Annotated in this window: 19 protein-coding genes; 2 read left to right on the top strand and 17 right to left on the bottom strand. The window is 56.4% G+C overall.

From position 1 onward, the window contains the following. Positions 1-31: 31 nt before the first annotated feature. The 14 genes from ftsA to rsmH all read right to left on the bottom strand — a co-directional run bounded on the left by ftsA (position 32) and on the right by rsmH (position 16,400). Entirely contained in the window at positions 32-1,273 is a 1,242-nt protein-coding gene (gene ftsA / locus P0119_21390; GenBank protein MDF0668612.1) for a cell division protein FtsA, read from the bottom strand. Further along, the gene (locus tag P0119_21385; GenBank protein ID MDF0668611.1) at positions 1,270-2,127 is read right to left on the bottom strand and encodes an FtsQ-type POTRA domain-containing protein; all 858 of its coding nucleotides are present in this window, start codon (positions 2,125-2,127) and stop codon (positions 1,270-1,272) included. Before P0119_21385 ends, ftsA begins: the two co-directional genes overlap by 4 nt. Positions 2,128-2,132: 5 nt before the next feature. After that, entirely contained in the window at positions 2,133-3,116 is a 984-nt protein-coding gene (locus P0119_21380; protein MDF0668610.1) for a D-alanine--D-alanine ligase, read from the bottom strand. A gap of 15 nt (positions 3,117-3,131) precedes the next feature. Next, positions 3,132-4,076 (bottom strand): UDP-N-acetylmuramate dehydrogenase, encoded by a 945-nt coding sequence (gene murB / locus P0119_21375; protein MDF0668609.1) that lies wholly within the window; start codon positions 4,074-4,076, stop codon positions 3,132-3,134. A gap of 6 nt (positions 4,077-4,082) precedes the next feature. Then, a complete protein-coding gene (gene murC, locus P0119_21370) occupies positions 4,083-5,474 on the bottom strand; it encodes a UDP-N-acetylmuramate--L-alanine ligase (protein MDF0668608.1) in 1,392 nt (463 codons plus the stop codon). A gap of 61 nt (positions 5,475-5,535) precedes the next feature. Then, a complete protein-coding gene (gene murG / locus P0119_21365; protein ID MDF0668607.1) occupies positions 5,536-6,657 on the bottom strand; it encodes an undecaprenyldiphospho-muramoylpentapeptide beta-N-acetylglucosaminyltransferase in 1,122 nt (373 codons plus the stop codon). Then, complete coding sequence (gene ftsW / locus P0119_21360) at positions 6,654-7,859, bottom strand: putative lipid II flippase FtsW (protein ID MDF0668606.1); 1,206 nt, start codon at positions 7,857-7,859, stop codon at positions 6,654-6,656. Before ftsW ends, murG begins: the two co-directional genes overlap by 4 nt. Positions 7,860-7,904: 45 nt before the next feature. Next, positions 7,905-9,314, bottom strand: a complete 1,410-nt coding sequence (murD, locus tag P0119_21355; GenBank protein MDF0668605.1) for a UDP-N-acetylmuramoyl-L-alanine--D-glutamate ligase — start codon at positions 9,312-9,314, stop codon at positions 7,905-7,907. A 5-nt stretch (positions 9,315-9,319) separates the two neighbouring features. Continuing rightward, positions 9,320-10,396, bottom strand: coding sequence for a phospho-N-acetylmuramoyl-pentapeptide-transferase (gene mraY, locus P0119_21350; GenBank protein MDF0668604.1), 1,077 nt, complete (start codon positions 10,394-10,396; stop codon positions 9,320-9,322). Positions 10,397-10,410: 14 nt separating this feature from the next. Beyond that, positions 10,411-11,859 (bottom strand): UDP-N-acetylmuramoyl-tripeptide--D-alanyl-D-alanine ligase, encoded by a 1,449-nt coding sequence (locus tag P0119_21345; GenBank protein ID MDF0668603.1) that lies wholly within the window; start codon positions 11,857-11,859, stop codon positions 10,411-10,413. A 52-nt stretch (positions 11,860-11,911) separates the two neighbouring features. Then, positions 11,912-13,402, bottom strand: coding sequence for a UDP-N-acetylmuramoyl-L-alanyl-D-glutamate--2,6-diaminopimelate ligase (locus tag P0119_21340; protein ID MDF0668602.1), 1,491 nt, complete (start codon positions 13,400-13,402; stop codon positions 11,912-11,914). A gap of 18 nt (positions 13,403-13,420) precedes the next feature. Beyond that, positions 13,421-15,139 carry a penicillin-binding protein 2 gene (locus P0119_21335; GenBank protein ID MDF0668601.1) on the bottom strand — a complete coding sequence of 573 codons (1,719 nt, stop codon included), beginning with the start codon at positions 15,137-15,139 and terminating at the stop codon, positions 13,421-13,423. Further along, positions 15,139-15,471: a cell division protein FtsL gene (locus tag P0119_21330; GenBank protein MDF0668600.1), complete on the bottom strand. Its 333-nt coding sequence runs from the start codon at positions 15,469-15,471 to the stop codon at positions 15,139-15,141. Before P0119_21330 ends, P0119_21335 begins: the two co-directional genes overlap by 1 nt. Further along, positions 15,468-16,400, bottom strand: coding sequence for a 16S rRNA (cytosine(1402)-N(4))-methyltransferase RsmH (gene rsmH, locus P0119_21325; GenBank protein MDF0668599.1), 933 nt, complete (start codon positions 16,398-16,400; stop codon positions 15,468-15,470). The genes P0119_21330 and rsmH overlap by 4 nt, the downstream gene beginning before the upstream one ends. Positions 16,401-16,660: 260 nt before the next feature. Between rsmH and P0119_21320 the strand changes: the two genes are divergently transcribed. Then, positions 16,661-17,731, top strand: coding sequence for a hypothetical protein (locus tag P0119_21320; GenBank protein MDF0668598.1), 1,071 nt, complete (start codon positions 16,661-16,663; stop codon positions 17,729-17,731). Positions 17,732-17,739: 8 nt separating this feature from the next. Here the strand turns inward: P0119_21320 and P0119_21315 are convergent, their stop codons facing one another. From P0119_21315 to P0119_21305, 3 genes are all read right to left on the bottom strand, one after another. Further along, entirely contained in the window at positions 17,740-18,756 is a 1,017-nt protein-coding gene (locus tag P0119_21315; GenBank protein ID MDF0668597.1) for a hypothetical protein, read from the bottom strand. Between the two features lie 17 nt (positions 18,757-18,773). Then, positions 18,774-19,271 (bottom strand): YajQ family cyclic di-GMP-binding protein, encoded by a 498-nt coding sequence (locus P0119_21310; protein ID MDF0668596.1) that lies wholly within the window; start codon positions 19,269-19,271, stop codon positions 18,774-18,776. A gap of 204 nt (positions 19,272-19,475) precedes the next feature. Continuing rightward, on the bottom strand, positions 19,476-21,491 hold the full coding sequence (locus P0119_21305; GenBank protein ID MDF0668595.1) for a carbon starvation CstA family protein: 2,016 nt from the start codon (positions 21,489-21,491) through the stop codon (positions 19,476-19,478). A gap of 257 nt (positions 21,492-21,748) precedes the next feature. Here P0119_21305 and P0119_21300 point away from each other — a divergent pair, with 257 nt between their 5' ends. Further along, positions 21,749-22,171, top strand: coding sequence for a hypothetical protein (locus P0119_21300; GenBank protein ID MDF0668594.1), 423 nt, complete (start codon positions 21,749-21,751; stop codon positions 22,169-22,171). Positions 22,172-22,347: the final 176 nt, after the last annotated feature.

Here is a 22,347-nt window from a genome sequence, read left to right as displayed (position 1 = left end):
GACCCACCTGCCGCCCGCAAGGGTTCAAAGGTTAAAAGACCTCCAAGACCCGTTTCGTCCACCCACGCATTTTCGCCCAGGTTCCCCCATTGCGAAGCCCGGCTGTTTCCAGTTCATCGACATGTCGCCGGCCGTGTATCAACAGCCCGACTCCCGTTGAATGACTCGGATGGCCGACAATATCGCGCAGTCCTCCCACACCGGAAGGCATGCCTCGTCGTGCCGGCAAGTTCAAGCCCTTCTCAGCGGCATCGAGCATACCGTCCAATAAGGACGTGCCGCCGGTGATCACGACGCCGGCACCCAACATCCCTTCGTAGCCGGCACGCACAATTTCTCTCCGAACAAGCTCGAACATCTCATCGACACGCGGCTCCAGGATCTCGGCAATATCCCGCCTGGAAAATGTTCGAGCCGGCCGATCCCCAACAGACGGCACTTCGACGATCTGATGTCCGGTCAGCAACTCAGTCCGCGCAATGCCGTACTGAGTCTTGATTTTCTCAGCCTCAGTCTGCGAGGTAAGGAGGCCGATGGCTAAATCCTTCGTCAAGTTTTGGCCACCGATGGGAAGGACCGCTGAGTGACGGATACTGCCGTCCAGAAAAATAGCCAGATCCGTCGTTCCCCCTCCCAAGTCCACCATCGCCACGCCTAGGTCGCGCTCCTCTTGACTCAACACCGCCTCGCTGGACGCCAACGGTTGGAGAATGATGTCGACAACGTCGAGTCCGGCTCGATTCACACTCTTCACGATGTTCTGAGCGGAGGTTACGGCGCCGGTGATGACATGCACGTTGACTTCCAAACGATTACCCGACAGACCCAACGGCTCGCGCACACCTTCCTGCCCATCCACCATAAACTCTCGCGGTAACACATGAAGAATCCTACGTTCATGGGGGATCACGGCGAGTGTCCGCGCGCTTTCGATGGCCCGTTGAATATCTTCGCGTGTCACCTCAGCCCGTTTCAGCGCCACGACACCCTTGCAGTTTTCGGCGGAAATGTGACTGCCAGCAATGCCTGTGTAGACCGAGTTGATCTGGACGGCCGCCATCAACTCCGCTTCTTCGACCGCTTTCTTGATGGATTCGACGGTGCTTTCAATATCAACGACGACTCCTTTGCGCAGGCCGCGGGAAGGACAGGATCCCACACCGATAATGCTGAGCCCTCCGGCGTCTGTGATCTCCGCCACGATCGCACAAATCTTCGTGGTTCCGATGTCGAGTCCAACCAGAATTTGATCCCGCTTCGGCACCGCAATCACCCCCCTTCCCGTACGACGATTCGATTTTCGTACCGGAGGTCCACTTCGTTCGCTCTGCGTCCATGACCGTCAAAGTTCAGAGTTTTGAGAGTCGGTTTGACGCGTCGGAACCGTTCCCACTGCTCTCCGACCGCTTCTGCACCGAACTGGAATCGCATTCCCTGGACGAGTGCGACAAGGTTTGACGGGTTTTCCACGTTCACTCGCAGCCGGCCTTCGAATGTTTGTCCGACCAATGTAGCAAGCTTGATGCCCGACGTGATGACCTGTCTCACCGATTCAGTCCCTTCCAACAGGCCTTTGGAGTCGATTCCCGTCACGAGAGGCAAGGCCTCGTCATCGGTCTGACCAAGCCTGGTTAGCACATGCCCCTCCACATCAGTCAGAAAGTTTTGGGAATCTGCACGGATGACGGCGGCAGGTATTCGTTCGACCAGGGCTATGCGTAACTCATGAAACGGAACCCGGGTCACTACTGCCTCTTTGATCCACGGATGAGATTCCACCCGCTCCTTAATGACTCTCGTCACAATATGATGGAGTCCTGTACCGAGTTTCACCTTTGCGAGCTCCAACACTTTCTGTTCGTCGATGTGGTGCTCTCCTTCGACTGTGATCGTCTTGATTTCCAACAACGATTGGAGAGCAGGACCGGAATATCGTAGGCCCATCACGACGAGCCATGCCACGAGCCCCGCACCGATCGCCAGTCCGACCCTTCGAGCAAGAGCTTTCCGTCTGGCTATTTTTACCCGGCTGGGTCCCTTCGCCGCTTTCTCTCCTTGCGACTCCTTCCACTGATTCTTTCGTGGCCCTGCTGGACGAGGTCGTCGCTTTCTTCCAAAGAATCGCATGACGCTCACCCCTTTGGGACTACCCGCGCAAAGCGACTCGCGCGATCGAGCGCCGATTTCAGAATTTGCTCGACCAAGTCGTCATACGGAATTCCCGCTTGAGCTGCGGCCATAGGCAACAGACTTGTTTCCGTCATCCCGGGAACCGTATTGACTTCCAACACATACGGGCGACCTCTCGGAGTGATACGGAAATCCACACGAGCGGCTCCCTCGCAACCCAATACGTCGTAGGTTCGTGCGGCTAACTCACGGATGCGGTGAACCACCTTGGGAGGGAGCGGAGCTGGACAGAGATACTGCGTCCTGCCCTTCTGATATTTTGCCGAGAAATCGTAAAAACCATCAGGCGCCACGATCTCAATGGCCGGAAGTACTTTCGGACCTTCCGCCGCAGTTCCCAGAATGGACACGGTCGCTTCATGTCCGGGAATATAACCCTCCACCATCACCTCTGGATCATAGCGATGGGCCAGGTCGAACGCCTCCCCCCATTGGCCGACTCGGCGAACGACGGAGACCCCGATTGTGGATCCCTGCGAAACCGGTTTGACGACAATCGGTAATGTCAGTTTGGCCTGCCTGAGGACCTTCGCCAATGAGGGCCTGTCGCATTCCCGCACAACGGTTCCGACCGGGAGCGGAATACCATGTGCGGCCAATATCGTTTTTGTGGCCGCCTTATGCATTCCCACGGCACTCGTGCGCACCCCCGAACCGGTATAGGGAATTCCCACTGTCTCGAGAAATCCCTGGACCGTTCCGTCCTCACCGCCCGGTCCATGCAGCGAGAGAAAGGCAATGGCGACTTTGTGGTCCTCCAAATCCCGATACAAACGATCGGTGACGTCGATGGCCACTGCGTCGTATCCTCGACGGATCAGCGCCTGATAGACAGCCTGGCCGGTCTTCAACGAAATCTCCCGCTCGGAAGATCGTCCTCCCATGAGCACGCCGATCCGGTCATGTGTCAGTCGGCCCTTCGTCACGACCATCCCCTTTCGCTATGCTTCACCCACGATATTCAATTCCAGCTCCAATTTGATCCCAGTCTTATGGGCGATTCGAGTGCGCACCTTCTTGATCAATGAAAGCACGTCGGCGGCGCTGGCATGCCCTTGATTCACGATAAAATTGGCATGCTTGGTTGAAACCTGTGCATCACCGACCGATATTCCTTTGAGTCCTGCCGCTTCGACCACTCGTCCAGCCGAATCATTCAGTGGATTCTTGAACACGCAGCCGGCGCTCGGTAGCGCGAGCGGCTGCGTATCACGGCGGTAATGGAGATAGTCTTTCACGACCTTTTCGATATCCGACCGCACCCCCGCCCTCAACTGCAGCCATACTCCGACGACAACTCCCGGCGGCAGCGTCGCCCGACGGTATCGAAATTCGATTGCTTCTGCCGGACAGTCAATCACTGCACCTTTCGGCGATACGATCCGGACGGCTTTCACCGAGTCTTTCATTTCACCGAGCCTGGTCCCTGCATTCATCACGACACAGCCTGCAACAGTGCCGGGAATACCAGCCGCCCACTCCAATCCGGCCAAAGACCGACGGATAGCCTGGCCGATCAGCGTCGGCATGCCGACGCCGCCTTCTGCGTACAACACCGCTCCCGGTTCTTCTTTGATCGTGCGTAGTCTTGCCAAATTGACCACCACACCTCTGATTCCTTTGTCACGAACAAGGACGTTCGTGCCACCCAATACAAAGACCGGAAGTTTCTGTTCGCACGTCTGCTTCGCAAGACGGACAATATCCTCGACATCGGCCGGTTCCACCAACACATCGGCCGGACCACCGATGTGGAACGATGTGTACTCCTTAAGCGGTGCATTGAAGCGAACCGGCCCGCGAACGCCCGCCACGGCAGATTCCAACCTGTGCTGTACCCGCAACGGTCGTACCTTCGCTCCATCCGTTTGCACTCGATGCATCATGAGCCATCACGCAGACTCAAGCCGAGCAAGCATCCCGGTTCCGGCCTTCCAGATATCACCCGCGCCCAAAGTGAGGACGAGATCGCCCGGTCTTAAGTGAGGCAGTACCTGATCCGGCAGCATTTCCTTGCGCTCGATGAAGGTCACCGATGGATGGCCTGCCGACTTGATCGTTTCAGCAAGGGCGGCTCCAGACACTCCCGGGATCGGTGATTCGCCGGCCGGATAAATTTCCGTCGTGAACAGCAGGTCGGCATCATCAAAAGCATGCGCGAACTCTCCAATGCAATCTCTCGTCCGGCTGTATCGATGCGGCTGAAAAAGAACGACTAATCGACGGTCCCAGCCCTGCTTGGCGGCAGCGAGGGTCGCTTTCACCTCAGTGGGATGGTGGCCATAGTCATCGACCACCATGATACCGCCGGCTTCCCCTCGCAAATGAAACCGCCGCTCGACTCCCGTGAAGGCCGCCAACCCTTTGCGAATCAGATCCACAGGAATCTCCAGCTCGAAGCCGATGGCAATGGCAACCAACGCATTTGAAACGTTGTGGATGCCCGGCACAGCCAATCGGAATGGACCAAGATTCTTCCCGCGGAAATACGTCCGGAACTCAGCACCCCATTGTCTCAGGCTGATGTCGGTCGCCTTGAAATCCGGTGTCCCCCCGTCGCGATCGCGAAGCCCGTAGGTGTGATACCGTTTGACCAAGCGAGGGAACAGTGCGGTCAGACGATCGTCATCCGCACACAGTACCGCCAACCCATAAAAGGGGATTTTGTTGATGAACTCTAAGAAGCTTTCGTTGATGCGTTCCATCGACCCGTAGTGGTCAAGGTGCTCACGGTCCAGATTGGTCACCGCCACGATGGTCGGGGAGAGCCGAAGAAACGATCCATCGCTTTCGTCTGCCTCAGCCACAAGTAAGTCGCCTCGTCCAAGCCGCGCATGACTGCCCAAGGCGTTGACCTTGCCTCCAATCACCATCGTGGGGTCAAGGCCACCCTGTGCCAACACGTTCGCGACCATTGACGTGGTGGTGGTTTTTCCATGAGCGCCGGCTATGGCCACCCCAAACTTCAGACGCATCAGTTCCGCCAACATCTCCGCCCGCGGAATCACCGGAATCTGCTTTGCCTTCGCGGCTACCACTTCGGGGTTGCTCGCCGCCACGGCGGAAGAGATGACCACAACTTGCGCCTCCCCCACATTGGACGCCTGATGACCGACGAACACCTTTCCGCCGAGTTCTTCCAGCCGCTTCGTCGTCTCCGAAGCCTGTAAGTCGGAGCCCGTCACTTTGTATCCTATCGTGAGGAGAACTTCTGCGATGCCGCTCATGCCGGCTCCGCCGATTCCGACGAGGTGAATCTGCTGTGTCTTGCGAAAGAGCGTCATACGGTTTAGCCTTTGTCGACCCGCAGAAGTCTGTGATTGAATCCCTCGTTCCCCAACAACCTTAACCTCGGGCCCCTCTCGCAGGCTGGTTGGTGTCATGAGCCACTCCCATGAGCGCGTAACATTCGCCGACGATCACTTCGCCGGCATCGATTCGTCTCATCTCCAAACTCTTCCGTTGCATCGTCTCCAGTCGCTGCGGATTCGATAAAACAGCTTCGATCATTTCGCCCAGCTTCCCTCCGGTAAGATCTACTTGGGGAAGAACAACGGCGCCTCCCGCTGCTTCCATTGCCCGCGCATTCTTCATCTGGTGATCAAAGATGGCCGTCGGTAGCGGAATCAGAATCGCGGCTTTCCCACAGGCCGTCAATTCGGCGACGGTCATCGCACCGGCACGAGCCACCACCAGGTCAGCCGTCCGAAGCACGGTGGGCATATCGTAGAGAAAGGGGACGACCTTGCCTCGGATACCCAGCGATCGGTACACCTCACTGACTCGCTCAAAATCTCCCTCTCCAGTTTGATGGGTGATCGTCAGGCCGGGAAGACGTCGGCTCAGTTGAGGCAACCCTTCCAGCATCGCACTATTGATGGCCTTGGCCCCCTGGCTCCCGCCGAAAATCAACAGGTGCCGACCAGCCTGCTTGGTTGAGGCGTTGTCGGTTGGTTGCACCAAAAACTCCTGCCTGATCGGTGTCCCGACAATGCGAACCTTTCGTTGGTCAAAGAAAGTCGCGGCCGACTCAAAGGCCAAAAAAATCCTCTGAGCAAAGGAAGCGACGACTTTGTTGGCCAATCCCGGATGGGCATTTGGCTCCAGAATCACGCGAGCAATTCCTTTCAAGGCGGCAGCGATCAACATGGTCGGACTGGTATAGCCACCGACTCCGATTACTAGATCAGCCCGCCGTCGCTTCAGAATGTCCAGTGACTGCCGGATCCCAATAGGCACAGCAAGCACTCCCTTTACGACCTCCAGCAGTCCCTTACCCATGACCGGCTTCGCGGTGATCAACGCTAACTCGAATCCCTCATGCGCGAGCACCTTGGACTCAACCCCGCGCACCGTCCCCACAAAGAGAATGTGTGTGGAAGGATCGCGACGCAGAAATTCTCGAGCCAGCGCGACGGCCGGATAGAGATGCCCACCGGTTCCACCCGCTGCAATCACGATCGTCATCGTCGACCCGCCCAACCACGTCCGCTTTGCTGTCTCGCTTCTTCTCGCCCAGCCTGCCGATCCCGCGAAATGTTCAGCAAAATCCCTACCCCGGTCAGGCTGATTACCAAGGACGATCCGCCATAACTGACGAACGGCAATGTAAGACCTTTGGTCGGCAACAATCCCGTCACGACACCGGCATTGATCAACGCCTGGACACCGATGAGCGTCGTAATGCCGATCCCCAGGTAGCGGCCGAAGGGAATTCGCGCTCTGGTGGAGATCTGAAAACCACGGATCACGAAGAGCGCGAAAAAAAGAACGATGACCGCCGTTCCAACGAACCCGAGTTCCTCGCCGACGAGTGCCAGTACAAAATCGGTATGGGCTTCTGGAAGAAAGAACAGTTTCTGCTTGCCTTCCCCCAACCCGACTCCGAAAAGTCCTCCGCTGCCGAAGGCGAGAAAGGATTGGTTGATCTGGAACCCCGCCCCGGTCGGATCCTTTGTCGGGTCGAAAAATGCGATGAGCCGTTGCCATCGATAGGGCGAGAACCAGATCAGCACCGCCACCCCAGCTAAGGCTAGTGGGACGAGCCTGAGGAGATGGGCTACAGGCGCACCGCCGACGAACAAGAGCCCTCCCGTGACCAGTCCCAGCACCACCACGGTTCCCAAATCGGGCTCCAAAATGAGCAACCCGCTGATGACCCCGACGACAAGCAAGGCCGGCAGCAACTCGGTTGAGAACTGCCGGAGCCGTTCTTCGTTTTTTGCGAGGTACGCGGCAAGATAGATCACCGCGATCAGCTTCGCCATCTCGGCCGGCTGAATCGAAATAGGCCCCAGCCGTAACCAACGTCGGGCCCCATTGGCGGCAACACCGATCGATGGGATAAGAACAACCACCAGCAACACGATGATGAGAGTGAGGAAAGGAACCGCAAGACGCTTCCACCATAGATAATCGACCCGGGACACCGCATGCAGAAGCGCCAAACCAAACGCCAGCCATGCCAGTTGCCGCTTCAGGTAGTACCAGGAATCGTGGAATCGATTGCCCGCCACGACAGCACTCGCGCTGAAGACCATCACCAGGCCGACCAGCGCCAGCGTGATGGTCACGAACAGCAAAATATGATCCATCCCCACCCGCTTCGGAGCGCGCGGGCTGACGGTAGACCAAGGCAAGGCCAAGGTCCCTCCAGATCTCTGTGACATCGTCCAGCGTCAATGCTCCTCTGCCTGGCAGCCTGTTGGCCCTCGTTACACCGGCAAGGATCGCACGAGAGTTTTAAACTGTCGCCCTCGATCCTGATAATCTACGAACATGTCGAAACTCGCGCAGGCAGGTGACAGCAGCACGCCATCGCCTGCACTCGCTCCCGATGCAGCCAGCTCCACAGCGTCCCTCAATGTGCCAGCCCGTTCGATCGCCTGATAGCCCTCCATCGCCTTCGCAATCAGCGGCGCTGCCTCGCCGATCAGAATGAGCCGCTTCACTTTTCGATGAATTGCGGGAGCCAATCGAGAAAAATCCCCTCCCTTGTCGCGTCCACCGGCGATCAGCCAAATCGGTTGATCCATGCTCTCCAATGCTTTGAGCGTCGCATCCACATTGGTGCCCTTAGAATCGTTGATGAACCGTACGCCCCGCCACTCACGAACGACCTCCAACGCATGTTCCAACCCAGGAAACTCACTGAGGACCCGACGAATGATATCGAGAGAGCACCCGCTCAAGAGCGCATAGGTTGCAGCCACCATGGCGTTTTCGATGTTGTGATCGCCGATGATCTTGACCTCGCTCCGTGCACAGATCTCCCGAGTCCGGCCTCCAATCGTCGTCATGATGCGATCTCGATCGAGATAGGTTCCCCCTGTCAGATCGGAAGGCAACGCCTGGGTCCTCGTAAATCCAAGTACGCTGGCCCTCGCGCTTCGCCGCAGGGGAGCCACCCTCGAATCGTCCAGATTGAAGAGGGCGTAGTCGGACGGAGTTTGGTTTTCGAATATTCTGTTTTTGGCCGCGACGTATTCGTCGATCGACTCATAGCGATCACGATGGTCCACCGTCACGTTGAGCATCGCGGCAATCCATGGATGAAACTGCTCGATGGTTTCCAGCTGGAAGCTGGACACTTCCACGACCAATGCGTCGTACGGACATGGACAGCCCATCTGCATGGCTCGCAGCGATTGTACGGCAGCTTCACTGATCGCCGTGCCCAGATTCCCGCCGACAAATATCCGCTTTCCGCTCTCTTGCAGCATCTTTCCAATCAGGGTCACCGTCGTGCTCTTCCCATTGGTACCGGTCAACGCCAGAATAGGAGCGGAAAGAAACCGCGATGCGAGATCGAGTTCGCTGATGACCTTCGTCCCTCGACGACGAACACGTTCAAGCGCCTCCAACCGATAGGGAACTCCTGGACTGATAACGACCAGTTCAGCCTGGTCGAGAGCCGATTCATAATCGTTGCCCAGCACAAGCCGAGTTGCCGCCTGATCCAGAGAATCAAGCACACCGAACAACTCTCCTCGATCCTTCCGGTCGGCCACCGTCACCAACGCACCGGCCTCCTGTAACAAGCGAACAGCCGCTACGCCGCTCCGAGCCAGCCCAACGACTGTGACGCGCGCTCCTGTCAACTGCGTGATGTCCTTCGTCACCATCCCCATTACCTCAACTTCAACGTGCTCAAACTCAAGAGAGCCAGCAAAATGGCGATGATCCACAGACGCACGACGACTTTCGGTTCTTCCCAGCCTTTCATCTCAAAGTGGTGGTGAATCGGAGCCATGAGAAAGATCCGCTTCCCTCGGGATTTGTATGAAGCGACCTGAAAAATGACCGAGACGGCCTCGATCACGAAGACACCGCCGACCATCAGCAATAACAACTCATGCTTGCTGATGACCGCCACCGTCCCAAGGGCCGCTCCAAGCGGGAGTGAACCGACATCTCCCATAAAGACGGAGGCCGGATAGGTATTGAACCAGAGGAACCCAAGACTTGAACCGAGGATGGCTGCCGTAAAGACCGCCATTTCTCCGGCTCCGTCGATGTGCGGGATCAGCAGATATTCCGACATCAATCGGTGACCGGTGACGTAGGCGACCACGGTGTATGCCAACGCGGCTATCATCACCGGACCGATCGCCAGCCCATCGAGACCGTCAGTGAGGTTGACGGCATTGGAACTTCCGACGATCACCAGCACGGCAAAGACCACATAAAACCATCCTAAGTCGGGCATGAAATTCTTGAAAAACGGCACGCTCAGCTTCGTGTTGTAACCGGGCAACGAGTACAAGATCAGCGCCACGATGAGCGCAATGCCTATTTGAGCCGTGAACTTTTGTGGCGCCGAAAGCCCTTTCGATCGAGCCTTGATGAATTTGAGATAGTCGTCCACAAACCCAATGGCGCAAAACCCCAGTGTCGCGGCAAGAACCAGCCAGATATGAGGACGTGAGATGTCGGCCCAGAGCAGCGTCGACAGCGCGACTGCGAAGATGATGAGGACGCCGCCCATCGTAGGTGTTCCACTTTTCGCCAGATGTCGCTTTGGACCATCGTCACGTATTTGTTGCCCCAGCTTGATTTCTTGAAGCTTGCGGATCACCCACGGCGCGAGCACAAATGCGATCAGGAACGCGGTAACGGCGGCGTAAATAATGCGAAAGCTCTGATAACGAAAAACATTCAGAAACGAGAACTTTGTGTGGAGCGGATAAAGCCAGATGTACAGCATAGCCTGGGCGACCGTTACGAAGCCTTTTTCGTCGTACTTGTTGCTCCTCGAAGTGCGTCAGCGACCAGCTCTAATTTCATACCGCGCGAGGCTTTGATCAGCACGGCATCACCCGCTTTTGCGACCGCTTTCACGGCGGCAGCGGCGGCGCGTGCATCCGGCGCTTCGAGAATATGGGATGGATCCAGTCCTGCCTGTTTCGCTCCTTTGGCGAGGCTTCGTCCTAACCCGCCGCAAGCCACGAGCAGATCGACGCCTTGGCCTGCCAAGAATGTGCCGACTTCCTCGTGCATCTGATCGGCGTTGGGACCGAGTTCCAGCATGTCTCCAAGCACCGCAATTCTCTTTCCTTTCGCCCCCGTTTGCGCCAGTAATTGCACCGCCGCTTTCATGGAGGCAGGATTGGCATTGTAACAGTCGATGATCAACTTCACGCCCTGATTGACGACTACCTGCGACCGCATGGCAGCGGGCCGGAAGCGGGACAGCCCCTGAGCGATCAGCCCACCGGGCAACCCCAGGATAGAACCGACCGCTCCAGCCGCCAAGGCATTCGTGATGTTGTGATCACCCTGGACTCTCATATGAACAAGGGCGTGGCGTACTGTTCCTGGCAGCAGAAGCTGAAAGATCGTCCCATTGCGGCCGTCGGATTTCACATCCCTTGCCCGCACGTCGGCCTTTGATGAAAGGCCGAATGACACCACACGACATCGAGATCGCGCGGCAAGAGAGTCGTAAAACGGATCATCTGCGTTCAGGATGGCGGTCCCATCACAAGGAAGCAGATCGAGCAACTCCGCCTTTGCTTGAGCTGATACCTCCATGGTCCCGAAAAACTCCAAGTGGTCGGGGCCGATGTTCGTAATGATCCCGATCGTGGGTCGGGCTATTTCACACAGCCTGGCGGTCTGGCCGAGATTATCAACCCCCATCTCGATGACGGCCGCCTTGTGTCGATCGTTGAGGTGGAGCAGGGTCTGCGGTACGCCCACACGGTTGTTCAAGTTGCCTTCGGTCTTGAGGATCTTCCAGCGCTGAGCCATGACATTGGCGACCATTTCCTTCGTCGTCGTCTTGCCGTTGCTTCCCGTGACAGCAACGACGGGGATTTGAAATCGGCTTCGGTGGTACGCGGCCAGCTGCTGGTAAGCAGAGAGTGGATCGCCGACGCCGAAGACAAATGGTTGGGTGCTCTTCGAGTCACACTTCAAGCCAAGCCCTGACACATCATAGGAATCGAACACGATCGCTCCCACCGCCCCGCGCGACAGCGCTGCGGCCACAAAGTCGTGGCCGTCGAATCGATCTCCCCGCAGTGCAAGAAAAAGATCTCCTGGTCGAAGAGACCGAGTATCCAGGCTGATCCTCCGGATACGGTGCGTTGTCCAACCGGTCCCTTCACCGGCCAAGACCCTCGCGCTGACTACTTCCCGCAATTCTTCGACGGTAAACAGAGTCATCTGATGCTTCCGGGCACCGACCGGGCCCTGCTCGCGTAAACTGGACGTGGGTTTAGAGTCGTTCGATGGCGCCGCGCGCCACCTCGCGATCGTCGAAATGAACCTTTCTCGTGCCGATGATCTGGTAGTCTTCGTGCCCCTTACCGGCGATCAACACCATATCCGCACTACGGGCCTCACGCACCGCTTCTTCGATGGCTTCTCGCCGATCAGGCACTTTTCGGTACTGTACGTGTGGCCGTTGCCGCAACCCCTCGATCACTCCGACTTCGACTTGCTCCAGAATTGAGAGGGGGTCCTCGGTTCGGGGGTTGTCTGAAGTCAATATCACGACGTCGCTGTAGCGCACAGCCGCTTCTCCCATCTTGGGCCTCTTCCCCCGGTCACGGTCTCCACCGCACCCGAACACCGTGATGATGCGTCCTGTTTTCAGCGCTTGTGCCGCCGTCAGCAATCGGACGAGCGCGTCTTCGGTGTGGGCATAATCCACGGCCACTGTAAACGACTGGCCTGCGATCACACGTTCGAACCGTCCCGGCACGTTAATGATCTTTGCCACGGCCGCACGAATTTGCGCAGGAGTGGCCCCCTCGTGAAGCGCAACCCCAACCGCAGCCAGCAAGTTGTACACATTGTGCTCGCCCACGAGCTGACTCTCGATGGGGAAGCTTCCGACCGGCGTCGCAGCGGTAAAGTTTGTTCCTCGAAGAGACAACCGCACCGCTTCAGCACGCAAATCCGCCTTGGCATTTATGGCATAGGTCCAAACCGGCACCGGGCTTCGCTCGACAATACGATTTCCATAGGGGTCATCGATGTTGATGATCGCTCGCTTATTCGTCTTCAGTCCCCTCTTCAATCCTGTAAAAAGTCTCAGTTTTGCACGAAAGTACTCCTCCATGGTCTTGTGAAAATCGAGATGATCCTGAGTCAGATTTGAAAAGACCGCCACGTCAAATTCGCATCCGCTCGTGCGATCCTGCGCCAGGGCATGAGAAGACACTTCCATAACCGCAGTGGTGCATCCGCCTGCGACCATCTTGGCAAGCAGCTGTTGCAGCTCAAGAGAACCAGGCGTCGTGTGCGTCGCCGGCATCGTGTGCTCACCGATCTGATAGACGACGGTTCCAATCAAACCCACCGGGTGGCCCAGGGTTTCCAGGAGCGCTTTGCAGACATATGTCGTGGTAGTTTTTCCGTTCGTCCCAGTCACGCCGATCATCCGAATCTGCGACGAAGGATCTCCATAGAAGCGGCTCCCCAGCAAACCGAGTGCCTTTCTGGAGTCGTCGACGCGGACGAACGGAAGAGACACTCCACTCACCGGCTGCTGTGATACCAATGCGACCATGCCTCCCCTCACCGCCGCCGGAATAAATTCATGTCCATCGACCCGCTCACCTCTTGCAGCTACAAAGAGACCGTCGGCCGCGACGGCCCGAGAATCATCGGTGATCGCATGTACGGACACGTTCAAGTTTCCATGACGATCAAGAATCTTCACCTGCCCTTCCAGCGCCTGAAGCAAGGTTGCCAAGGTCATCGACATGTCCAAATACGATCACGATCTTGGCGACGCCATCGCCAACATGACAGGCTCATTCGGCGGCACGCCTAAGTAACCTAACACCTGTTCCCCAACACGGCTAAACACGGGAGCTGCGACAGCTCCGCCCCATGCATCACGTTGAGGTTCGTCGATCACCACGATCATGGCCAGCTGAGGGTTGTCTGAGGGTACGTATCCCGTGAAAGACGCGACAAATCGAGTGGCCGAATAGGAACCGGTTCGGGGGTCGATCTTTTGGGCCGTACCGGTTTTGCCGGCCGCCCGGAACCCTCGGATAGCCGCTTTCGCGCCGGTGCCATCCGTGATGACACCTTCAAGAATCTTCGTCACACTGCGTGCCGTTTCCGGAGAAATGACCCGTCGCTTGGCCTGAGGAGGTATCTGTCTAAGGATGTGGCCATCAGCATCTCGTATTTCTGAAATCACATAAGGTTTCATCAACAGACCTCCGTTTGCGATAGCCGCGACCGCAGCTACCATTTGAAGCGGAGTCACACCTATCTCTTGCCCCATGGAGATAGACGCGACTGAACGACGCCCCCAGTCTCTTGGATTTCTCACCAATCCGGCCCCCTCTCCCGGAAGATCGATCTCCGTTCGCTGTCCGAAACCGAACGCTTGGAGATATCGATAGAGACGCTGTTGCCCCAGCGCCATACCGGTTTTCGCCGCCCCGATATTGCTGGACTTCTGAATCACCTGCGCGAAGGAGACCCATCCCAGCCGCTCATGATCATGAATCACGGTGTTCGCGATCGTCATATGACCATGCTCACCGAATACCATCGTATTCGGCCGTACCACTCGTTCCTCAATGGCGGCCGCAGCCATCATCGCCTTCATCGTAGACCCTGGTTCGTAGGCATCCGTAAGCGCTCTGTTTCGCCAGCGATCAGGGCTGAGAGCCGACACGGTGTTGGGATCAAATCGCGGACTGACCGCCATTGCCAACACCGCTCCGGTCTTTGGATCAAGCACGATCACTGTTCCTGACTTTGCCTGCGCACGTCCAACCGCGTCCTCAAGCTCTCGTTCAGCGATATACTGAATCACCTCATCGATCGTCAGCGTGAGGCTATGGCCGGACGTCGGGCTCCCTTCCGTCATTCCCTTGGGAAACACCGTACGCCCCAGGGCATCACGTTGCAGAACCATCATCCGCTTTTCACCGCGCAAATGCGATTCGTAGCGATGCTCTACGCCTTCCAAACCCTCACCGTCCATTCCCGCAAAACCCAACACATGAGCCAGGAGCGGCCCTTTGGGATAGAACCTCCTGCCTTCCATTACTACACCAATTCCATCAAGGGACAAACGATCGAGTTGGCGACCCTGCTCAGGATCAATCTTTCGAGCCACCCATACGAAGCTCCGGTCCTGTTGAAGTTTTCGTTCCAACTCCTCGGTCCTCACATGCAGAATCGGCGACAACTGTCGAGCGGTCTTGATAGGACTCTCCAATGTGTTCGGAACTCCGAATACGGACGGTACTTCCACATTCATGGCCAGAATCTTGCCGTGTCGATCGACAATCATACCGCGCGCCCCTTCCAGCGTGACCGTCTTTTGATGCTGTCGATCAGCTTTAACCGAGAGCTCAGCCGCTTGCAATACTTGCAACATGACCAACCGGAACAGAACCACCCCAAAACCGCAGAGCAACAGCAGCAACAGGCCATACCGACGACCGCGAGAAAGAGAGCCAGCCACTAGAGCCTCCCGCTGGGAAGATAATTCCTGGCGACTTTCAGCCCAACTGGCACAACAACTGAGGGATGGACATCACTTGGCCTGGACTGAACCACAATGATCTGCCCTTGTTGAGGCAGACTCATACCGAGTTTTTCGGTCGCCAATTTGGCGATCCGGTCGGAGGCACTCAATGCAGAAACCTTGACGCGGAGTTCATCCCGTTGACGTTCCAGCGCCCCCTTGTCACGCTTCAACCGCTCGATTTCATAACCGATCCGAACCACGTCTACACGCTCCCACACGAACACCAACACAAGACAGAATCCTACAAAAACGGCGACGGTTTTCATAAAAGCCCCATCCTCGGTTGACGTTCGGCGACTCGCAACTTCGCGCTTCTCGATCTGGGATTCGCTTCACACTCTGCCTGAGAAGGAAGAACCGGTTTCTTGGTGAGTACGGAAAGGGCGGCTTCCGGTCCTTGTGAGAGGGATCGGAATGCATGCTTGACGATACGGTCTTCGAGGGAATGAAAGGAGATCGCGCAGATTCTCCCCCCAGAGGACAGCACTTCCGTTGCATCTCGAAGGGACGGCTCCAAGAAATCCACCTCGTGATTCACCACAATTCGTAGCGCCTGAAATGTCCGCGTTGCACAATGGATCCGTCCGTGGCGATACGACGCCGGCACGGACCGAGCGATGATGGAAACGAGTGCTCCTGTAGTCTCGACCGGACGGCGTTGCCTGTCCTGCGCGATTGCTCGAGCAATTCGCCTGGCATATCGCTCCTCTCCATACTGAAAGATGATGTCCGCGAGCTCGTGTTCGGAGCTACGGTTCACCAGATCAGCGGCAGTTTCCCCGATCGTTTGGTCCATGCGCATGTCAAGCGGACCTTCTCGCTGAAAGCTGAACCCTCGCGACGGATCATCCAACTGTGGAGACGAAACCCCGAAATCGAACAGCACGCCGTCGACCGTCGCGGTACCGGTTTCAGCAAGATGCGACTTCAAGTTCCGATAATTCCCTTGTCGCAACACAATACGATCTCCGAATCGATTCAACCGTCGCCGGCAGAAATCAATGGCTTGAGAATCTCGGTCTAACCCTATGATCGTGGCGTTAGTCGGGCTAGATTCTAGGAGCATTTCTGCATGCCCACCATATCCCACCGTACAATCCAAAATAGTCCTTGATCGATCAGAAATAAGCCAAGTACACACTTCCTGTCCAAGCACCGGAACATGAAAGTGTTCACGAAAAATATCCTTTCCCACTCGCCTCCACTTTTCCCCACGCCAAGCGAAGTATACTCGCGCATTCTTGGTTGTCAACTGACTTTTAAGTTACCTAGTGAGTTTAATGCAGATGCAGGAGGAGGGATGCGCTGCCACGTGGAGTTGATCGGGTCTGACCAATTTGTTTTCAATTACAACAAGCTATGCTCTACTCCCGTGGCCGGTACCGATACATTCCTGGCCCATCTAACTTGTAGAGTTTCGTTGACTTCAAGAAATTTCGATTAGAGAATGCTTTCATGTATACCTGTCATTTAGTTTGCTCGTACTCAAGACCGTTCCTGTTCCTCATCGTTCTGTTCGTCTGTTTAGGGCAGGCCGTTGCAAAGGATTTCAATCCTGATAATCCGCTCAACCAGCCGGCACCGATCTATTGGTGCTCAAGCAAGACACCCGACCAGCAGATTTCGACGAAAAAGAACTCGGGCTGTGAGGCGCTCTACGACCACCAGGCGGCAGAATCTTTCAGAGAAACTGCACGCCACCAGGGATTCGATCTCCCCGACCGGGCTCCGATAAAGATCGTGGAATTGCAGAATGCAGCTTCCAAATTTTCAGATCGCTATCGGACATTCGTCTCATGCTGCCTGATCGACAACAACGCACCAGCGGAAATCGTCGATTTGATCGATGAAGCCAATCACATACTCAAGGCCGTACAACAGAAAGGCATTTTTAATTCCGCTGGATTTGGTGTTGGATCCGGAAACGATGGTTTGGGCGGTGGCTCCGGACGAGGCCCGAAGCTAGGCACATTTGCCCGCCAATATACGCTCAGTGAAATCGTCGGCACGGTCGCACATGCTCGTGAAGACCTGTTTCGACTCAAGGGACGTCTGGATCAATTGAACGAGGCACAGCAAGGCCTCAGCGAAGTCGATTATGAAGCCAGCGGCCGGGCCAAAGCGCAGATCCAAGCGGATGAAGAGACAATTAAGAAAGAGTTCAAAGCCAAAAGACCGCCATCATCAGCACCGACCGGGATGGAGATTCAAGATACGACCTTGCGCTCACGAATCGGAGGAGACATCGAGGACACCAAGTTGAATTCTCACTTCGGTGCGGACATCGGAGCCTCGGTATCTCCCTATAGCAATGTGGGAGAGTCACTTCGCCCGCGGAGAGGGGACGATGTCCAGGACAGCCAACTCCCGCATCGGCCAGGGACGGACATCCAGGACACCTCCATGTCCAGCAGCATCGGCTTCGAAGTCGACCGCACGCAAAATCGTGATGGAACTTCCGCACTGCCGCGACGCGGAGTCGGTGCTTCTATCGGAGACTCCGACCTGAACAGCCGGAGACGATAGCCCAATTCCTATGACCTACCCACAAGCGCCGGCATCGGCTCCCAAGTCTCTCCCGCATCTTTGCTGCGATACAAACCGCTGCCGTTCGTGCCGGCATAGAAGACCTTCGAATCCGTCGCACTTTGCGCGATGGTTCTGACGTTGGTTGTCATAAGCCCGCTGTTCATCAGCTTCCATATCGCGCCGCCGTCTTCGCTGCGATGCACTCCATCGCGCCCCGTGATGTAGATCACGCCTCGACGCGTTCGATCCAGTACCATGGCAACAATCATCTGGTCGGCAAGCGACGCTCCGATTCGCTTCCAAGACCTGGCCGCATCCGTTGATTTGTACAGCCCCGCGAGCGTGGCCGCATAGATGGTATCGGGCTCGTAGGGATCGACCAGGATCGAGGTGACGTTCAGCGCACGCGACGTTTTCAGCATATCCGGTGGAACTAAACCGCTGTTCACTTTTTCCCAACGGCCGGCTTGGTCGATCGACTTGTAGACGCCGCCGCTGGTGCCGGCGTACAGAATGGAAGGTCTGGTCGGATCCATGCCCAGCGTCACAACCATCAATACCTCTTTCATCCCTTCCATTTTCTTCATCCAATGCTCACCGCCATTCTTGGTTTCAAACACGCCCATCGTCGTGGCGAGGAAGATGTGCTGCGCATCGACCGGATCGAAGAGAAACTGATTCACCACGGAGGTGATTGTCGCATCATCAAGCCCGGAACGCATCGAGACCCAGCGTTGTCCTCCATCATGGCTCTTGTAGACGGCATCGCCCTTTGTCCCTGCATAGACCGTCGCCGGATAAACGGGATCGATTGCCATGGCGATCACACGGGAGTAACTCATCCCTTTGGACAGATTCGTCCATGTCTGCCCGCCGTCACGGGTCTTATAGATGTAGTCGTTGGTTGCGACATAGATGATATCCGGATTGTTCGGGTGGAGTTGAATGACGACGATCGGATCACTGCGACCACAACCGAAGAGAGCGGCCGCAAGAACGAAGGCCGCACCTAGGTTTCGCATGAGGGTTTTCACGCTGCCTAGCGATAATTCGTAAACTGCAAATCGATGCCGAAATCTTTGCCCTTTAAGAACGCGATCGCGGATTGCAATTCATCCTTGCTCTTGCCCAACACCCGCACTTGCTCGCCCTGAATCTGGGCTTGGATTTTCAGTTTGGAATCTTTGACCGCCTTGGTGATCTCTTTCGCTTTATCCGAGGCAAGTCCACTCTGAATGTTGGCCACCTGCCGCACCGTCCCGCTCAACGCCGGTTCGATCGCGCCTTGTGAGAACGCTTTCAGCGAGACACCGCGCTTCACGCATTTCGCTTTAATGATCTCCTGCACCGCCTTCAGCTTGTACTCATCGTCCGAGACCACGACCAGCTCTTTTTCCTTCTCTTTTAACGTGATCTCCGTCTTCGAGTCCTTGAAATCGAACCGCTGTTTGATTTCCTTCGTCGCCTGATCCAGTGCGTTCTTCAGCTCCTGCATATTCACTTCCGACACGACGTCAAATGAAAACTGCTCAGCCACAATCTCCTCCTTCCTGGCTCCTCACCTACTCCAAGGGGCGGACTGGTTGATCCTCGAATGCGCGCATCGAACGTGTACATCGTTCACATCAAATGCCCTAATCAAATGAGCAGAGGTGTACGTTCGGCGACCGAGATGAGGAACAGGCTGCTCCTGTTCCCTTCACCCGCGGTGGGCGAGCAAGAGAGATCGGCCATGTTGCCCTCAGCAGCATCCAGTCCCGTGCGGCAACTTAAAGCCCTTCTCTTCATCACAATGAATCGCCGTCTGCATCCGCCCTACCGACCCTCCACCTGCCGTCACGACCACCTCGCTGCTCGTGAACGGCTTTTTCAGGATAACGTAGCCATACCATTGCCTGCTACTGTCGCTTAAGACGATGACGCCCAGCACCGCCACCAGTGCCACCAACACCGCGTCCAGATAGAGGGCAAAGGCCTGTCCCGCCGCCAATGATCCGGCCTTCTTCAAGAACATCCAAAACATCTCATAAGTGCCGGTCAATGTAATCGCACCTACGAAAAGCATCGGCAGAGCCGTCACCCAGAGGTAGGGCGACTTCCACATTTTGATCAACACGGTCGTCCCAATGCAGAGCGCCAGCATACCCAGCAGCTGATTCGCAGCGCCGAACATCGGCCAAATCGTCGAAATACTGCCTGTCCCGATCAAATAGGTCCAGGCTCCCACGACCAGACCACTGCTCAACATCACTCCCGGCACCCAGTTCATTCGACGAAAGGGCGCATAGACCCGCCCGCCCATTTCTTGAATGAGATACCGCGCCACGCGTGTTCCCGTATCGATCGTCGTGAGGATGAACAAGGCCTCGAACACCAACGCAAATTGATACCAATAAGCCATCCAGCCAGACATACCAGGCAACGCGGAAAAGATCGACGCCATCCCAACTGCCAATGAGACAGCGCCGCCCGGTCGTCCTGCCACATCGACTTCAACCAGCTGTGACAGCTCAGCGATTCGTGATGGGGCAAATCCCATCGCCGTCAGCGCATCCGCTCCCAATGTCGTATTGATCGCCAAGTAGTCGCCGGGAATCAGCACCGAGGCCGCGATCAATGCCATCACCCCGACGAAACTTTCCAGCAGCATGGCCGCATACCCTACCACCGCTTGCGACTCCTGCTCGATCATCTTCGGAGTCGTGCCTGATGAGACCAGCGAGTGGAAACCTGAGATCGCTCCGCAGGCAATCGTGATGAAGAGAAAGGGAAAGAGCGTGCCTGGGATAATCGGACCGCCTCCCGAAGCGAACGTCGTCACGCGCGGCATCTCGATCGTCGGCGCCATGAGGATCACGCCGAACCCGAGGAGAAAGACGACCCCGAGCTTCATGAAGGTCGAGAGATAGCCGCGAGGCACCAGCAACATCCACCCCGGCAACACCGAGGCGAGAAAACCATAGCCGGCCAACAGCCAGACAAGCGCTGGCTTCTCGAACTCGAAGCACCAGGCATAGGATGATTGGGCGACCACGCGGCCGAAGAACACCGCGGCCAGTAATAGAACGATGCCGAGCACCGACACTTCCGCGATCGCGCCCGGCCGAAACCGCTGGAGATAGAAGCCCATGAGGAAGCCAATGGGAATCGTCATCGCGATCGTAAACGTACCCCAGGCATTGCAATAGAGGGCATTCACGACGGCAAATCCTAAACCTGCCAACGCGACGACGACAATAAAGAGCACCGCCACCGCTGTGGCCGTGCCTGTAATGGTGCCCAATTCATCGTGCGCAATCTCGGGTAGCGAACGCCCGTTGCGTCTCATGGAGGCCACAAGAATGATGAAATCCTGCACCGCTCCAGCCAGCACCGCGCCGATCACCAGCCACAGAAAGCCCGGCATAAATCCAAACTGTGCGGCAAGCACCGGACCGAGCAAGGGCCCGGCTCCCGCAATCGCCGCAAAGTGGTGGCCGAAGAGGACAACCTTGTTAGTGGGGTGAAAATTCACGCCGTCGTTCAACCGCACCGCGGGCGTCACGTGCTGATTGTTCAGTCCAACGACTTGTTTGGCCAGCCATCTACCATAGAACCGATAGGCCAGCACATAGATGCAAGCAGCTGCAACGACCAGCCAGAGCCCATTCACCTTCTCAGAAGGATTAACAGCACCGACAACGTGGGCAAGCGCGAGCGCACCAAGAACGGAGAGCAACACCCAGAGGAGACTCACCGCCGCGTTCATGCGGGGCATAGTACCACAACCATCCGAGCCTGTACGTTGATCCCCTATATGTAGGTTGCGAAAAACGGCATCACTCGGTATGGTGACAAGAGCCTCTGCTCTTGGTAATCAGTCGGACATCTTCGCTATGATCCAACCAGATGCCTCGCAATCTGACATCGCTGCCGCACGGCGCTCCTGGCCTGCCGCTGGAGCCGAGGGCCCCCTCCACACCCCAGCCTGCGTCGGGTCATCACAAATCGTTGGCTGGAAAGACCGGTGATCTCATGAGCATACGATCAGCGATACGCATTGAATCAGACTTCCTCAATGTAGAGGCAATGGGGAAGTTTTCGTTAGCAGAGGCTAAACGGAACTTTGTAGAAATCCTTGAGGCTATTGCACGGCACAATACCAAGAGAGTGTTCTTTGATGGCCGGAAGCTCGTTGGAAAACCCGAAACCATGGAACGCTTCTATTACGGCGAATTCGTCGTGCGCGCGATCAGGGACTTTGCTCAACGGGGTGTATCCCCTTCCACACAATTCGCCTACGTACTAAGAGAACCAGTGCTTGACCCGCAGAAGTTCGGCGAAACCGTTGCAGTAAACCGTGGCATACTTCTCAAGGCGTTCGATAAGCCTGAAGACGCTCTCCGATGGCTTGGAATATCACAAACCACCAAGCCGAATGCAGGCGATGGCAAGTAACCGCGTCTGATCCGGGTCGATGGGCCGCCACGATCAAAGCACACCAACGTGTGATTCTGACGAACGACCTGAGGCAACCTGCATAGCTGACAGTTTTTGTTTTCATCAGAACCCTTGCGTCTCCCTCTCGCTTGTTTTTCCGTGGATCGCCCCGCTATACTCCCACCCCTATGAGT

The organism is Nitrospira sp. (assembly GCA_029194665.1).
Lineage (GTDB): Bacteria > Nitrospirota > Nitrospiria > Nitrospirales > Nitrospiraceae > Nitrospira_D.
The sequence above is the reverse complement of the archived record's forward strand: the minus strand, read 5'-3'. Positions and strand labels throughout refer to the sequence as shown.

What these genes read in the sequence shown, in the direction of transcription:
- P0119_21385 (MDF0668611.1), bottom strand. Translation starts at nt 2,127, where the DNA reads ATGCGATTCTTTGGAAGAAAGCGACGACCTCGTCCAGCAGGGCCACGA.
- murB (MDF0668609.1), bottom strand. Translation starts at nt 4,076, where the DNA reads ATGATGCATCGAGTGCAAACGGATGGAGCGAAGGTACGACCGTTGCGG.
- murC (MDF0668608.1), bottom strand. Translation starts at nt 5,474, where the DNA reads ATGACGCTCTTTCGCAAGACACAGCAGATTCACCTCGTCGGAATCGGC.
- murG (MDF0668607.1), bottom strand. Translation starts at nt 6,657, where the DNA reads ATGACGATCGTGATTGCAGCGGGTGGAACCGGTGGGCATCTCTATCCG.
- ftsW (MDF0668606.1), bottom strand. Translation starts at nt 7,859, where the DNA reads ATGTCACAGAGATCTGGAGGGACCTTGGCCTTGCCTTGGTCTACCGTC.
- murD (MDF0668605.1), bottom strand. Translation starts at nt 9,314, where the DNA reads ATGGTGACGAAGGACATCACGCAGTTGACAGGAGCGCGCGTCACAGTC.
- mraY (MDF0668604.1), bottom strand. Translation starts at nt 10,396, where the DNA reads ATGCTGTACATCTGGCTTTATCCGCTCCACACAAAGTTCTCGTTTCTG.
- P0119_21345 (MDF0668603.1), bottom strand. Translation starts at nt 11,859, where the DNA reads ATGACTCTGTTTACCGTCGAAGAATTGCGGGAAGTAGTCAGCGCGAGG.
- P0119_21340 (MDF0668602.1), bottom strand. Translation starts at nt 13,402, where the DNA reads ATGACCTTGGCAACCTTGCTTCAGGCGCTGGAAGGGCAGGTGAAGATT.
- P0119_21330 (MDF0668600.1), bottom strand. Translation starts at nt 15,471, where the DNA reads ATGAAAACCGTCGCCGTTTTTGTAGGATTCTGTCTTGTGTTGGTGTTC.
- P0119_21320 (MDF0668598.1), top strand. Translation starts at nt 16,661, where the DNA reads ATGTATACCTGTCATTTAGTTTGCTCGTACTCAAGACCGTTCCTGTTC.
- P0119_21315 (MDF0668597.1), bottom strand. Translation starts at nt 18,756, where the DNA reads ATGCGAAACCTAGGTGCGGCCTTCGTTCTTGCGGCCGCTCTCTTCGGT.
- P0119_21305 (MDF0668595.1), bottom strand. Translation starts at nt 21,491, where the DNA reads ATGCCCCGCATGAACGCGGCGGTGAGTCTCCTCTGGGTGTTGCTCTCC.
- P0119_21300 (MDF0668594.1), top strand. Translation starts at nt 21,749, where the DNA reads ATGAGCATACGATCAGCGATACGCATTGAATCAGACTTCCTCAATGTA.